The following is a 14,632-nucleotide window of genomic DNA, read 5'->3' on the forward strand; positions in this document are numbered from 1 at the left end:
ACCTCAGCGCACCCAGACAACGCTGCAGCCTGGTCCGCCGTCCCCCTGATCAGCATCGGTCACCCGTTCCACGTAGGGCACCGTGTCCAGCCAGGCGCGCAGGCCGCGCTTGAGCTTTCCCGTGCCAATGCCATGGATCACCCAAACCGGGCCATTGGCATTGCGCAGGCATTCCTCAACCGCCGCTTCAGCCTCATGCACCCGCATGCCCCGCACATCAAGGGTGTTGCGACTGGTGCGCACCTGTGCACCACCGCCACCGGCTGAACGGGCTTGCACCTTCACCACCGGCTTTGGAGGCGGCTCGGGCTTACGCCCATCCAGGCTTTCCACCGCCGTCAGTTCCACCGTGGTGCGCATCACCCCGCAACGGACCGTCAGCTGAAGGCCGTCATCGGTGATGGCCAACACATCTGCAGCCTTGCCGAGGGCCAGCAAGCGCACGCGATCGCCCACTGCCGGACGCCAGCCTGGCTTGGGTGCCCGCCGTTCAGGGGTGGGACGGTGATGGTCCTCCAGGCTGCGCAACCGTTGCCCAGCCCGCCGCGCGGTTTCCCCATCCGCGCGCTCATCCCGCAGACGGCGAATCAACGTGCGAACTTCCTTCTGGCCCTGACGGATCGACTGCTCCAAGCGTTGACGCCCCTGCTCCTGACGTTGCGCGGTCTGCTGCTTTTGCTTCTGCCAGCGCTGCAGCAACTCCTCGTGCAGCAGCTCCGTGCGTGCCAGGAGTGCTGCAGCGTCTTCTGCCGCGGCCTGCTGGCGCTGCCGTTGCTCCTCCAAGCCGCGGATCACACTGTTCACCTCACCGTCGCCCCCTGGAGCCAGAAGCTGCTGGGCCTGGTGAAGCACATCCGAATCGAGCCCCAGGCGCGTCGCGATCGCCAGCGCATTGCTGCGTCCCGGAATTCCCCACAGCAATTCGTAGGTGGGGGATAACGTCTCAGGATTGAAGGCAACAGAGGCATTCTCAAAACGAGCGTCGTCGTATTTGAGGGCCTTGAGTTCACCGAAGTGGGTGGTGGCAATTGTGAGCCGGGCTCGATCGGCAAGAGCCTTGAGCAGAGCCGTGGCCAGCGCCGTTCCCTCGCTGGGATCCGTTCCAGCACCCACCTCATCCAGCAGCACCAGGGCAGGGGCACTGCCGCGCTGCAGCGCCTCAAGAATGCGCCCGATGCGCTTCACATGGCCGCTGAAGGTGGACAGGCTCTGCTGAAGGGATTGCTCATCTCCGATGTCCGCGAGCACCTGGGCACACCAGGGCAAGGTGGGTTGGCCTGAACAGGGCAAGAGCATGCCGGCGCGCGCCATCAGTGCAGCGAGGCCGATGCTTTTCAGGGTGACCGTTTTGCCACCGGTGTTGGGCCCGGTGATCGCCACCACCCGCAGCTCCGGAGACACCTCCACCGAAATGGGAATGACGGGCGGACCATCCGCGCGCTTGTGCTGCCACACCAACAGCGGGTGCCGCAGGCCTGACAGACAAAACGGAGCCTCCGCTGCCGGCTCAAGCTTCGGCTCGACGCCGCCAAGCCAGCGACCGTAACGCCCGCGGGCCAGCGCAAGATCAAGCGCGCGCAGCACGACCACCACCTGGTTGATGGAAGACGCCTCTTCAGCCACCAGAGCACTCAGCTCCGCCAACACCTTGCGTTCCTCATCCCGGATGCGGGACTCCAGCTCCACCAGCTTGTTGCCCATGGTGAGCACCGAGCGGGGTTCCACGAAGAGGGTGCTGCCTGAGGCCGAACTGTCGTGGACCTGACCCGGCACCTGGCTCACCGCACCGGCCTTCACCGCCAGAACAGGACGGCCATGACGCTCGGCGATCACACTGTCCTGCAGGGAAGGTGCCAGGCGCCGCAGCAATTCCTGAAGTTTGTCGCGACGCTCCTGGCGCAGACCGTTCCATTGATGCCGCAGCGCCGACAACGCCGAGCTGGCGCGATCAGCGACGCGGCCGCCCTCTTCGAGGGCAAATTTGAGCCGCTGCTCCAACTCCGGCAGCGTCACCATCGTTTCAATCAACGCGGTACACACCGGGCGCAGCTCGGGGTCGTCGATCTGACGGCGCAGGCGACGGGCTGCTGCCAACGTTTCCGCCACGGCCAGCAGCTCTTCGCCGGAGGCCACCCCTCCCTTGCTGCAGCGCAGCACCACGGGCTCGAGGTTCTGCACGCCGCGGAAACTGAGCCCCCCCTCAGTGAGGTCATCGAGCACCGCCATTTCAACGGTCTCGGCAAGGCGTTGTTTGGACTCGTCCAGGCTGGCGGGCAGCGGTTGCACCCGGGCCGCATCACGACCCATGCCGGTGCTGGCAAAGCCGCTGAGATGGTCGCAGACCCGATGCCACTCCAGCAGTTCAAGGGTTTCCTGCTGAGCCCGATCCGCCCCTTGACTCAAGTCAGTTGCAGTTGGAGGGGATGCCACCGGGGGGTTCATAGAGCATTTCGAGCCAGTTGCCTTCCGGGTCTTTCAGGTAGAAAGACGCGGTGCCGTCGCGGTGGTCATGGACGGCACCAACGTGCACACCCTGCGCTTTGAGACGGTCGTGAATCACATCCACCTCCTCACGATCGCGGAAATGGAAAGCGAAATGTGGGCCAGCGGCCTTGTAATCCGGGCCTAACAAGGCGAGTCCATCACGACCTTCACCGGCTTCCAGATAGCACCAGTCGTTGGCACGCCAGACCAGACGCATGCCCAGATCTGTGTAGAAGGCAACAGCCCGATCGACGTTCTCAACACGGATCGCAACATGACCGAGACGATCCACTCCCTTGGGTTGATCGGCTGTTGCCATCGGATCAGGCCTCCTTCAACCAAGCCGCTGCATCGCAGGCGTGGTACGTGAGGATCAGATCGGCGCCGGCGCGCTTGAAGCTCAGCAACGTCTCCAGCACAACGGCCTTTTCATCAATCCAGCCCCGCTCCGCCGCGGCCTTCACCATCGAATACTCACCACTCACGTTGTAGGCAGCGATGGGGAGTTCCGACTCCTCGCGCAGACGGTGGATGATGTCGAGATAGGCCAGACCGGGCTTCACCATCATGATGTCGGCGCCCTCCTGCTCGTCGAGCTGGGCTTCGGTGATGGCTTCCCGAGCATTGGCGGGATCCATCTGATAAGTGTCTTTGTTTTTGGGGATCGGCTTGCTGCCGGCGGCACGCGGGGCGGAGTCGAGAGCCTCACGGAAGGGTCCGTAGTACGCGGAGGAGTACTTCGCCGTGTAGCTGATGATGCCCACATGTTCAAAGCCTTCATCGTCGAGGGCTTCCCGGATGGCACCGACCCGGCCGTCCATCATGTCGCTGGGGCCGATCAGATCAGCGCCTGCTTCAGCCTGCACAACGGCCTGCTTGCACAGCAGTTCAATCGTCTCGTCGTTGAGGACGACACCGTCCTGGCTGACAATCCCGTCATGACCATCGCAGGAGTAGGGATCCAGGGCGACGTCAGTCATGATCGCCATCTCGGGGATGGCTTCCTTGATCTGGCGGATCGCCCGCGGGATCAGTCCATTGGCGTTGAAACATTCGGCCCCGTCTTCGGTCTTCAGCCCCTCAGACACCTTGGGGAACAGAACGATGCAACGCACTCCCAGGTCGTAAGCACGCTGCACTTCGCCGGTGAGGGCCGCCAGGCTCCAACGGCTGGCACCAGGCATGGCAGCGATCGGCTCCACCTCAGCGCCTTCATGCACAAAGAGGGGGTAGATGAAGTCTGCAGCCGAGAGGCTGTGCTCACGCACCATGGCGCGTAGGGCGGGCGTACGCCGCAGACGACGGGGGCGGTAGGTGAGCTCCATCAGACCCAAACACAAGGTGTGATCGTAAGGGTCACCCGATCAGAGGGACGCCGAACGAAGCCACTCTTGACGTGGATGGTCCGTGCGCTTGGCACGCAACTGCTCGAGCAAGCGACGCTCCTCGTCACTCCACGAGGGCGGCATGGCCAACGTCAGTGTGAGCAAAAGATCACCGCGACCTGTCTTCGTCGGCCAGCCTTTGCCCTTCAGCCGCAGGCTGCGGCCAGGGGCGGTGCCGGCCGGGATGCTCACCTGCGCCTCACCATCGGGCGTCATCACCGAGACCATGCCGCCAAGGGCCAGTTCATCGAGGCTCACGGGCAGATCGGCCCGCAGCTGATCCGACTCCAGCCGCCAGATCGAGTGCTCCTGAACTTTGAGGTTGAGATAGAGATCGCCGCGCCGTCCGGTTCCCGGTTGCAGGTTGCCCTTGCCCTTCAACCGCAGCCGCGAGCCGTTCTTCACCCCAGCAGGAATGCGCACCTGAACGCGTTCGTTGTTCACAGAGAGGCTGCGTTCACCACCGCGAAAGGCCTCCGCAAAGCTCACATTCACCGAAGCCTCGGCATCGAGATTCACCGGAGCTCGTGAAGCCTGGGCACCACGGGGGAAACCACCTCCTGCGAATCCACCGCCAGGGAATCCACCTCCCGGGAAACCACCCCCCTGAAAGCCACCGCCTGGTCCACCGAAACGGCCTAACAGGTCGTTGATGAAATCATCGAAATTGCCGTACCGACCGAAGTCGACATCCATGCCGGGTGCTGCTCCTCCGCCCATGCCGCCGGCCTGATTCCAGTACTGGCCAAATTGCTCGTACCGACGCCGTTTCTCGGGATCGGAAAGCACTTCATAGGCCTCACTGATCTCCTTGAACCGCGCTTCAGCCTGAGCATCACCAGGGTTGACGTCAGGGTGATATTGGCGCGCAAGGCTGCGAAAAGCTTTTTTTATGGCATTGGCATCGGCGCTGCGATCCACACCGAGCACCTGGAAATAATCCTTGTATCCGCTGCCTGCCATACCTATCCAGTTCTGAACCCAGTTTCACCGCAACAGGGCTTGCGTTGTAGCTTCCGCATGGAGGGAAGCCCGAACGCCTTATTGCGACCTAGCTTCAGGCCAACCACTGCATCGGCATGAGAGGCATGGCTTCATCCCTGCTGGCGACCGTGCTGGTCACAGCTGGCGGAGCTGTAGGCGGAGAACCGGTATCGGCAGCGCCGTGGTCAAGCACGATCGGAGAGCCCCTGCGCGACTCCAGCCCCCAGGCCCTTGAACTGACGCAGCATCTGAACGCCATTGGAGCTCGGTTTTACGGCGCCTGGACCTGCCCGGCCTGTTTCCAACAGATGAACCTTTTCGGCAAACAGGCCGGAGCGGACTTGACCTACGTGGAGTGCCGCAAGCCACAGCAGCTGCCGGAGCAAGCCGAAGCCTGCAAAGCCGCCGAGATCCGGGCCTATCCCACCTGGGTTCTCCCCGATGGACGCCGAAAAGTTGGCGTGCAGTCCCTGGAATCCCTGAACCGCTGGAGTGGCCTGAACTGAGATGGCACTGATTCACGGTCTGCATCAGCGCAACATCCGAGGCGACCTGCTCGGAGGATTGACGGCAGCCGTGGTCGCGTTGCCCCTCGCCCTGGCCTTCGGCAATGCCGCCCTGGGGCCAGGCGGTGCCATTTACGGCCTCTATGGCGCCATCGTCACCGGATTCCTGGCAGCCCTGCTTGGGGGGACTCCCTCCCAGGTGAGCGGACCCACCGGACCGATGAGCGTCACCGTGGCGGGGATTGTGTCCAGCCTGGCCGCCATGGGCATCAGTCGTGACCTCACGGCCGGCGAGATGCTGCCGTTGGTGATGGCTGCAGTGGTGATCGGTGGGGTGTTTGAAGCCCTGCTCGGGGTGCTGCGGCTGGGGCGCTTCATCACCCTGGTGCCCTACTCGGTGGTCTCCGGCTTCATGTCGGGAATAGGTTTCATCATCCTGGTGCTCCAGCTTGGCCCCTTCATCGGGGTAAGCACCCGGGGTGGCGTCGTTGGATCCCTGCACTCGCTGATCAGCTCCCCCAGCTGGAATCCAGCCGCGCTCGCCGTTGGATTGATGACCCTTGCGGTGGTGTTCCTGACTCCCATGCGGATCCGTCAGTGGGTGCCAACGCCTCTGCTGGCCCTACTGCTTGTGACTCCTCTCTCGCTGGTGCTGTTCAATGACAACCGGCTGATGGAGCTGGGCCTTGAGCCCATCGCCCGGATCGGAGCGATCCCCGAAGGAGGATTGCAACTGGCGCTTCCCGACTTCAGCAGGCACGTGCCGGAGCTGGTGAAAGCCGGCCTGGTTCTCGCCTTGCTTGGGGCCATCGACTCGTTGCTCACCTCCCTGGTGGCCGACAACATCACCCAGACCAACCACGACTCCAACCGTGAACTGATCGGCCAGGGCATTGCCAACACAGCGGCCGGGTTTCTCTCGGGCCTTCCCGGTGCCGGAGCCACGATGCGGACGGTGATCAACATCAAATCCGGGGGGCAGACGCCCTGGTCGGGCATGACCCATTCCCTGGTGCTGCTGCTCGTGCTGCTGGGGGCAGGCCCCCTCGCGGCACAGATCCCCACGGCGCTGCTGGCGGGGATCCTGATCAAAGTCGGCCTCGACATCATCGACTGGGGTTTTCTGCTCCGCGCCCATCGCCTGTCGGTGAAAACGGCCGCCCTGATGTATGCCGTGTTGTTGATGACGGTGTTCTGGGACCTGATCTGGGGGGTCCTGGTGGGGATGTTCGTGGCCAACCTGTTGACCGTGGATTCGATCACGCGGTCCCAGCTGGAGGGAATGGAGGAGGACAACCCTGCCGATCCCACCGATGCACTGCACGCCAGCCTCTCCCCAGAAGAAGAGGCCCTGATCCTGCGCTGCGGCAAGGCCCTGATGCTGTTCCGCCTGCGTGGCCCTCTCAGCTTTGGGGCCGCCAAAGGCATCAGCGCACGGATGGGGTTGATCCAGAGTTACAGGGTGCTGATCCTTGACCTGACCGATGTTCCCCGCATCGGGATCACCGCAACCCTGGCGATAGAGCGCATGGTGGAAGAAGCACGAGCAGCGGGTCGCAGCCTGTTCATCGCCGGAGCCAACAAGACCCTCGAACAACGGCTGCGGCAATTCGGTGTGGAGGGTGTGCTCCGGCCCTCCAGGCTGGCAGCCTTGCAGGAGGCCGCTCAGCTGATCTGACTGCTGATTTGTGTGGCATCCACACCGCAGGAATGCATCCGCACGTCTTCAGGGCGTTCCAGCGTCCCCTCCAGAGCCTTGGCTTCGGCCCGCGCCAGCAGCTCGAGGCGTTCGACGATCAGCTCCCGCGGATAGCGCTGCTCACAGAGCACCCAATACAAACCGAAGTGGCGAGCTTCACTGGCCAAGAGGTCGCTGTAAAGCTCCCGCAACTGTGGATCCGGGCTGTGCTGCGCCAGCAGGGCCATGCGCTCATGGCTGCGGGCTTCGATCAGACCCGCCACCAGAAAGGAGTCAAGCATTCTCTGCGGCTCACCTTTGCGGATCTGCCGGGCGAGATCAGCGCCGTAGCCCGGGGAAGGCAGCGGCTCCAGGTAGCGCCCCCGGGCCTTGATCAGCGCCAGAACCTGCTCGAAGTGCTCCAGCTCTTCCCGCGCCAGAGGGCTGAGGGCTTCGCCGAGACCCGGTTCACAGAGGTAGCGGAACATCATCTGAACCGCAGCCCCGGCAGCCTTGCGTTCGCAGTGGGCGTGATCGATGAGCACCTCCATCGGGCGGGCATTGGCCTGCTCCACCCAGCTCCAACTGGTCGGTGCAGCCAACCAGCGGATCGACGCCACCGTTTTTGAGGGCACGGTGTTCAACGGATCGGTGTTCGACAGAACAGTGTTCGACGGAACAGTGTTCGACGGAACGGTGATGGTCATGGGTTCCGGCGCAGGTGGCTGAGCAATCCGTTCAAGGCAAGGCTGTAACTAGCGGCTCCGAAGCCACAGATCACACCGACAGCGCGCTCAGCCAGAAACGAGTGATGGCGGAATTCTTCACGGGCGTGAGTGTTGCTGAGATGCAATTCCACGTAGGGGATCGCAACGCCAGCAAGGGCATCGCGGATGGCGATGGACGTGTGGGTGTAGGCCCCAGCGTTGATCAGAATCCCATCGCACCGGCCCATCGCCTGGTGAATCCGGTCCACCAGGGCACCTTCGAAATTGCTCTGAAAGCAATCCAGTTGCACTGAGTCCTGCTCCGCCTCCCGGGTCAGCGCCGCTTCGATGTCCGCCAGAGAGGAATGGCCATAGATCCCAGGCTCACGCTGGCCCAACAGGTTCAGATTCGGACCGTTCAGCAGCAGAACGTGCATGGCTGGAGATCGGTTCAGCTCGGCAGATCGTATCGAGATCGTGGGGAAGGACACACCGACTGGTAAGTTCTTGCGGTGTGGTTCGGGTCGGTGCCCGAGTGGTTAATGGGGGCGGACTGTAAATCCGCTGGCTCTGCCTACGTTGGTTCAAATCCAACCCGGCCCATCCTCCACATGCCCTTGTAGCTCAGCGGTAGAGCACTCCCTTGGTAAGGGAGAGGTCTCGAGTTCAAGTCTCGACAAGGGCTTTCTGCTCCCCTCGGCACCAGGGGAGAGGGGTTACGCCCCCAGAATGACGGCCGATTGCGGTCCAACCCGGCTATCGACAGTTCCCAAAGTCCAAACAATCGGACTGCCGGTTTCAACCGTCAACGGCACAAAGATGGTGCGACTGCGGTTGATCACGACCCGCAGGCCATCCGCAACTCCCTCAAGCACGTCAGCCCCTTGGGCTGACCAGCACAGACCCTCCCTGCGCAAGACCCCATGGGCACAGCGGAGTTCTGCGAGGGATTGAATGAACGAGCGGAGATCAGCGGACCAGGGAACATCCCAGGGATAGGCCTCACGGCAGGCCGGTCCAGGACCGCTGGAGGGGCCCGGTTCAGGGCCACCCGCCAGAGCAGCTTCGGTCCCGTAATAAACGCATGGTGCCCCCGGGTTGAGGAAGAGCAGCAGCAGGGCCAACTTCAGGGCCGCCAGGTCGTTGTTGAGGCTGTGAAGGGCCCGTGGCACGTCATGGCTGTCCAGCAGGTTCATCTGGGCCCTGTTCACCACTTCCCGGTAGGAACGCGTCGTTGTCGTCCAGATGGCCAATAGAGCCTCACCATCCAGGGGGTCGAGGGGGTAGTCGGAATTGCGGTAGTCCCGCCGCAACGCTTCAGCGGCGGCCCAACAAATGCTGCTCCAACCCAGCCGGTAATTCATCACGCCATCGAAGTGGTCCCCCTGTAGCCACGTGGTCGCATCCCCCCACACCTCTCCAACAATCCAAGCCTCCGTGTTGGTGGATCGCACCATCTGCCGAAACTCCACCCAGAAGTCGGCCGGGACCTCGGCAGGAACGTCAAGACGCCAACCATCAATTCCCTGCTCGAGCCAGTGACGGCCCACCGCCAACAGGTGCTCCCGAACCCCTGGATTGGCGTGGTTGAACTTGGGCAGATCCGGCAAGGCCCACCAGCCGTCGTAACCGCAGTCCTCGCCTGGGGCGGGATAGGGCTGCAGGGGCCAACGGTGCACATGGAACCAATCCCGGTAGGGCGAATCCGCACCGTTCTCCACCACGTGATGAAAGGCCCAAAAGCCGCGGCCGCAGTGGTTGAACACCCCATCCAGAACCAACTTCATGCCGCGCCGATGCACGGCATCGATCAGGTCCCTGAGTGCTGCATTGCCCCCCAGCAGGGGGTCCACCTCGAAGTAGTCGTAGGCGTGATAGCGATGGTTGGCGGCTGAACTGAAGATCGGCGTGAGATAGAGGCAGGTGATGCCCATGGCTTGAAGCCCATCGAGAGCATCGATGACGCCGTAGAGATCCCCGCCCTGGAATCCCTCCTCGCGAGGGTCCGCTCCCCAGGGCTTCAGGGCGAGATGGCGCTGCGCATCGACCCTCCCACTGCGGCGAAAACGATCAGGAAAAATCTGGTAAAGCACCGCATCCGCCACCCAGGCGGGGGGATCGCTAAACGGCGTGGTCGCTGCCAAAGCCTTTGCAGTCAGCCATCTCCTGGCTAGCAGGAGAGAAAGACATTGGCCATGGCTGAGCAGCCTCTTCTTCTGGCCCTCGATCAGGGCACCAGCAGCTCCAGAGCCGCGCTGTTCAGCAGCTCAGGGGATCTGGTGGTCAGCGCCAGTGCACCGCTGCCGATTTCCTACCCCGCCGATGGTTGGGTGGAACAGGACCCGATGACGATCTGGACCAGCCAGCGGCAGGCCCTGGTGCAGCTCGATTCAAAGCTCAGCGACACACAGCGCAAGGCAGTGGTGAGCTGCGGCATCACCAACCAACGGGAAACCACCGTGCTCTGGCGCCGCAGCAATGGCCTCCCCTGTGGCCCGGCGCTCGTCTGGCAGGACGGTCGCACCGCCGACATCTGTGAGGCCTGGAAGCAGCAGGGACTGGGGCAGGAGTGGTGTCGGCGCACAGGCTTGCTGCTCGACCCCTACTTCAGTGCCAGCAAGATCCGCTGGATGCTTGATCACTACGCCGACGCCCAAGCCGCCGCAGCCAGCGATGACCTCTGTTTCGGAACAGTGGAGAGCTGGCTGCTCTGGCACCTGACCGGCGGGCAGCGCCACGGCAGTGACATGAGCAATGCCAGCCGAACGCTGCTGATGGACCTGGAGCAGCAGCGCTGGGTGGATGACTTCCGAGAGCCCACAGGGCTCCCCGCCAACGCTCTGCCCGAACTACTGCCTTGCCGCGGTGAGTTCGGGCGCATAGCTTCAGACCTTCCCTTTGCCGGCTTGCCGATCCAGGCGATGCTCGGCGACCAACAGGCCGCCACCCTGGGCCAGCTGTGCCTGCAGCCCGGAGAAGGCAAGTGCACCTACGGCACGGGCGCTTTTCTGGTGATCAACACCGGCGACGTCATCCGCCATTCGGATGCGGGGCTGCTCAGCACCCTGGGCTGGACCGATGCCGCCGGAACGCCCAGCTTCTGCCTTGAGGGAAGTCTGTTCAACGCCGGCACCGTGATTCAGTGGCTGCGGGATGGGCTGCAGATCATTGATCAGGCTCCCCAGGTGAACGAACTGGCGCGTTCGGTGCCGGATTCGGGAGGGGTGATGCTCGTGCCCGCATTCACCGGCTGGGGAACACCGCACTGGGATCCCCAGGCGCGCGGCGTTCTGGTGGGCCTCACCCGTGACAGCGGACGCGGTCATATCGCCCGCGCAGCGCTGGAGGGAATCGCCATGTCGGTGGCGACGTTGGTGGAGCTTGCCGAGCAGGCCCTCGGAACCAGCCTGGGTGAACTGGCGGTGGATGGCGGCGCTGCGGCCTCGGATCCTCTGCTGCAGGCACAGTCGGATTGCACCGGGCTGACGGTGCGGCGGCCCGCCAGCCTCGAGAGCACCGCCCGGGGGGTGGCGCTGTTCGCAGGCCTCCAGGCAGGAGTGATCAGCGACCTGGAGCAACTCGCGACCGCACGGAAGGACGGAGCGGAACTGTTCCACCCACAGATGGATGCATCCCAGCGCCACCGCTGGCGCACACGCTGGCAGGACGCCGTCTCCAGAAGCCTGGGGTGGCATGGCTGATCACCAGATGGACCTGCTGGTCATCGGCGCCGGTGCCAGCGGTGCCAGCGTGGCCTATGAGGCAACACGACGGGGACTGAGCGTGGCCCTGCTCGAGGCCGGAGACATCGGCGGTGGCACCAGTTGCCGCAGCACGAAGCTGCTCCATGGCGGGGTGCGCTACCTGGAGCTGGCCTTTAAAACTCTGGACCTTGCCCAGCTGAGGCTGGTGCGGGAAGCCCTGCTCGAAAGGAGCCACTGGTTGGCCCAGGCGCCGTTCCTAGCCCAACGACTCGAGCTGGCCCTGCCCACACAACAGCTCTGGGAACAGGCCTATTACCGACTGGGGCTGGGGATGTATGACGCCCTGGCCGGTCAGCGAAGCATCGGCCACAGCCGACTGCTGTCCAAGCGGCAGATGCGTCAGGCCCTGCCTCTTCTGAAGGTGTGTCAGGGCGGCGTGGCCTACAGCGACGGGCAATTTGACGATGCACGCCTCAACCTGCTGTTGGCCCTCACCGCCGAGCAACAGGGGGCAACCCTGCGCACCCGTTGCCGGGTGGTGGAGCTGGACACCGACGGCACGGGCCAACTCAAGGCCGCCATCAGTGAATCCGCCACGGGCCAACGGGAACGCTGGTGCGCCTCGGCGTTTGTGAATGCCACGGGCATCCGGGCGGATGAGATCCGCCAGATGGCGGAGGCTGATGCCCCTCCTCGGATGCTCACCAGCCGTGGGGCGCACATCGTGCTGGAGCAGAACCTCTGCCCGGAGGGCCTTGGGCTTCTGGTGCCGTCCACCGCGGATGGACGCGTGCTGTTCATGCTCCCCTTCCACGGCCGCACCCTGGTGGGGACCACGGATGAACCCTGCACCAAGGAGAACGCCACATCCCCCTCTCCCGAGGAGGAGGCCTACCTGCTCAACTACGTACGGGGCTGGTTTCCCCAGCTCAAGCACCCCAAGGTGAGCAGCCGATGGGCGGGGGGGCGCCCACTGCTGAAGCCCGCAGACCAGGACATGGACAGCAGCCGTGTGGTGCGGGAGCACGAGGTGGAAACCCTGGCCTGCGGTCTGGTGAGCGTGATGGGGGGCAAGTGGACCACCTGCCGGCCGATGGCCGCAGACACCCTGGACGCGGTGGAACGCCAGCTCGGCCGGGCGCTGCCTACCCCTGAACCGATGCCACTGCGCGGGGCAGCGGAGTCGTTGCAGGCAACCCTGGACGGCCTTCAACGCCAGAAACACCAACTCGAGGCCCTGCTCCCCGATACCGCTCTACGGACCGCGCAGGTCGCCCATCTCCAAAGCACCTATGGATTGGACGGCTTGGCCTTGATCGAACGTGCCGAGCCCAGCCGACGCGAGCCCATCAGCCCAGTGATTCCCCTCTGCGGCGCAGAGCTGGACCACGCCATTCAACGGGAACATGCGCGCAGCAGCAGCGATGTGCTGGCCCGCCGCTGCCGTCTGGCCATGGTGGACCTGGACGATGCCGAACGGCTCAGGCCCCAGGTGGAAGCCCTGCTGGATCAAGCCGGCGTAGCGGCAGGCTCCACTTCACCGATCAACCACCAGTTGAATCCGTAGGGCGGAAGATTCACGAACCACTCCGCTGCGGCGGGCGGGAACTCACAGCCCCACATCACCTCACGGGTGCGCTCACCGGCCCACTCCGACAGATCCAGACTGAGGGACGCCCCTGCCGCAGTGACATTGGCGGCCACCAGCACCGTCATCGCCTCGGTGCAGCGGAGGTACACCAACACTCCGGGGTGGGGACTGTGGAGCAGGCGGAAGCTTCCATGCCGCAAGGCTGGCAGCAGCCGGCGACAGGTGAGCATGCGCCGGTGCCAGTTCAGCAGCGACCCCGGCAGCTGCTTCTGCACCTCCACGTTCACCACGCGGTAGTCGTAGCCGGGAGCGGTGATCGGTGGCAGCACCAACAACGGGTCGGGAGCGGTCGAGAAGCCACCGTTGCGGGCCGGCGTCCAGGCCATCGGCGTGCGATTTGGATCACGGTCCCGCAGACCGGGCCAGTCGCCCATGCCCAGTTCATCGCCGTAGTACAGGCAGGGCATCCCCGGAAGGCTGTAAAGGAGACCGTGCAGCAACCGGTTGGAGCGTGGATCGCCATTCAGAAGCGGGGCCAGACGTCGGTTGATGCCCCAGTTCAACCAGTGCCCCTGCCCCTGGGGCAGGCCCACCCGGATGGTCTGAATCACCTCATCGCTGATGAGATGGCCATCCCCCAACCAGAGTTCATCGTGATTACGCAGGGGCAGGGCCCAGCGGGGACCATGGACCGCCTGCTCGGCCTGCATCAGGCACTCCCCGAGCTGTTGGGTGCGGCCACTGGCAATGGCCGCGAACAGATGGGCGGTGAGCACGAAGTTGAACGCTCCATGCAATTCGTCATCCGCCAGGTAAGGAGCGGCCTCCTCCACCGGCTGAATCGCCTCTCCCAGCAAGAGCACATCACGACCATGGGCGTCCACCCGCTCCCGCAATCGCTTGAGGAAGGCGTGGGTCTCCGGCAACCCCTCGCAGCGGGTGCCCTCTGACTCGAACAAGAACGGAACCGCATCCAGACGGAACCCGTCCACGCCGCGATCCAACCAGAAGTCGACCACCTCCAGCATCGTGTCCTGCACCCATGGGTTCTCGTAATTGAGATCAGGCTGATGACGCAGGAAACGGTGCAGGTAGTACTGCTCGGCAACCGGATCCCACTCCCAGTTCGAAGCCTCGAAATGTCGGAACAGAACGGGTGCCTCGGCGTAGCGCTTGGGGTCGTCGCTCCAGACGTAAACATCCCGTTCAGGACTGCCCTTGGGAGCCCAGCGGGCCCGCTGGAACCAGGGATGCAGGTCACTGGTGTGGTTCAGCACCAGGTCCAAAATCACCCGCATTCCCTGGCTGTGGGCAGCCGTGAGGAACCGATGAAAGGAAGCGAGATCCCCCAGATCCGGATGGATGCCAGTGAAATCAGTGATGTCGTAGCCCCCGTCCCGCAGGGGGGAGGGATACATCGGGGTCAACCAGAGGGTGTTGATCCCCAGCCAGCGCAGATAAGGCAACCGCGCTGCGAGCCCCTTGAAATCACCGGTGCCATCGCCGTTCCCATCGGAATAACTGCGAACGATCAACTGGTAGATGACCGTCCCTGACCACCACGGAAGCGCTGGGGTCATCCCCCGGTTGCAG

12 protein-coding genes and 2 tRNA genes are annotated in these 14,632 nt (G+C 63.9%); 6 read left to right on the top strand and 8 right to left on the bottom strand.

Annotated elements, in window-relative coordinates; translation table 11 throughout:
* Nucleotides 1-3: 3 nt before the first annotated feature.
* From KR52_RS13095 to KR52_RS13110, 4 genes are read right to left on the bottom strand one after another with little or no spacing between them, the layout of a single operon-like run.
* Entirely contained in the window at nucleotides 4-2,442 is a 2,439-nt protein-coding gene (locus KR52_RS13095) for an endonuclease MutS2 (protein ID WP_051834378.1), read from the bottom strand.
* Complete coding sequence (locus KR52_RS13100) at nucleotides 2,405-2,803, bottom strand: VOC family protein (protein ID WP_038556565.1); 399 nt, start codon at nucleotides 2,801-2,803, stop codon at nucleotides 2,405-2,407. Before KR52_RS13100 ends, KR52_RS13095 begins: the two co-directional genes overlap by 38 nt.
* A 4-nt stretch (nucleotides 2,804-2,807) precedes the next feature.
* On the bottom strand, nucleotides 2,808-3,809 hold the full coding sequence (gene hemB, locus KR52_RS13105) for a porphobilinogen synthase (protein WP_038557395.1): 1,002 nt from the start codon (nucleotides 3,807-3,809) through the stop codon (nucleotides 2,808-2,810).
* Between the two features lie 39 nt (nucleotides 3,810-3,848).
* Nucleotides 3,849-4,832, bottom strand: a complete 984-nt coding sequence (locus tag KR52_RS13110) for a DnaJ C-terminal domain-containing protein (protein WP_038556567.1) — start codon at nucleotides 4,830-4,832, stop codon at nucleotides 3,849-3,851.
* 125 nt (nucleotides 4,833-4,957) lie between these two features.
* On the opposite strand from KR52_RS13110, the gene KR52_RS13115 reads away from it, so the two are divergent.
* Nucleotides 4,958-5,359: a vitamin K epoxide reductase gene (locus KR52_RS13115; RefSeq protein WP_156957752.1), complete on the top strand. Its 402-nt coding sequence runs from the start codon at nucleotides 4,958-4,960 to the stop codon at nucleotides 5,357-5,359.
* Nucleotide 5,360: 1 nt separating this feature from the next.
* Nucleotides 5,361-7,037: a SulP family inorganic anion transporter gene (locus tag KR52_RS13120; RefSeq protein WP_038556572.1), complete on the top strand. Its 1,677-nt coding sequence runs from the start codon at nucleotides 5,361-5,363 to the stop codon at nucleotides 7,035-7,037.
* Here KR52_RS13120 and KR52_RS13125 read toward each other — a convergent pair.
* Nucleotides 7,025-7,744: a tRNA-(ms[2]io[6]A)-hydroxylase gene (locus KR52_RS13125; protein ID WP_253912419.1), complete on the bottom strand. Its 720-nt coding sequence runs from the start codon at nucleotides 7,742-7,744 to the stop codon at nucleotides 7,025-7,027. The genes KR52_RS13120 and KR52_RS13125 overlap by 13 nt on opposite strands.
* On the bottom strand, nucleotides 7,741-8,181 hold the full coding sequence (aroQ, locus tag KR52_RS13130; protein WP_038556573.1) for a type II 3-dehydroquinate dehydratase: 441 nt from the start codon (nucleotides 8,179-8,181) through the stop codon (nucleotides 7,741-7,743). The genes KR52_RS13125 and aroQ overlap by 4 nt, the downstream gene beginning before the upstream one ends.
* A gap of 84 nt (nucleotides 8,182-8,265) precedes the next feature.
* Between aroQ and KR52_RS13135 the strand changes: the two genes are divergently transcribed.
* A tRNA-Tyr gene (locus KR52_RS13135) sits at nucleotides 8,266-8,347 on the top strand.
* A gap of 10 nt (nucleotides 8,348-8,357) precedes the next feature.
* Nucleotides 8,358-8,429 (top strand) — tRNA-Thr (locus tag KR52_RS13140).
* A gap of 31 nt (nucleotides 8,430-8,460) precedes the next feature.
* Here the strand turns inward: KR52_RS13140 and KR52_RS13145 are convergent.
* The gene (locus KR52_RS13145) at nucleotides 8,461-9,888 is read right to left on the bottom strand and encodes a glycoside hydrolase family 13 protein (protein ID WP_038556575.1); all 1,428 of its coding nucleotides are present in this window, start codon (nucleotides 9,886-9,888) and stop codon (nucleotides 8,461-8,463) included.
* A 51-nt stretch (nucleotides 9,889-9,939) separates the two neighbouring features.
* Here KR52_RS13145 and glpK point away from each other — a divergent pair, with 51 nt between their 5' ends.
* Together glpK and KR52_RS13155 are read left to right on the top strand one after the other, a co-directional pair.
* Complete coding sequence (gene glpK, locus KR52_RS13150) at nucleotides 9,940-11,445, top strand: glycerol kinase GlpK (protein ID WP_038556577.1); 1,506 nt, start codon at nucleotides 9,940-9,942, stop codon at nucleotides 11,443-11,445.
* Nucleotides 11,438-13,015, top strand: a complete 1,578-nt coding sequence (locus tag KR52_RS13155; protein WP_038556579.1) for a glycerol-3-phosphate dehydrogenase/oxidase — start codon at nucleotides 11,438-11,440, stop codon at nucleotides 13,013-13,015. Before glpK ends, KR52_RS13155 begins: the two co-directional genes overlap by 8 nt.
* Here the strand turns inward: KR52_RS13155 and KR52_RS13160 are convergent.
* Complete coding sequence (locus KR52_RS13160) at nucleotides 12,958-14,619, bottom strand: alpha-amylase family protein (protein WP_038556581.1); 1,662 nt, start codon at nucleotides 14,617-14,619, stop codon at nucleotides 12,958-12,960. The two genes, KR52_RS13155 and KR52_RS13160, sit on opposite strands and share 58 nt — an antisense overlap.
* Nucleotides 14,620-14,632: the final 13 nt, after the last annotated feature.

Origin of the sequence: Synechococcus sp. KORDI-52 (assembly GCF_000737595.1) — a bacterium.
Classification (GTDB): Bacteria; Cyanobacteriota; Cyanobacteriia; order PCC-6307; family Cyanobiaceae; genus Parasynechococcus.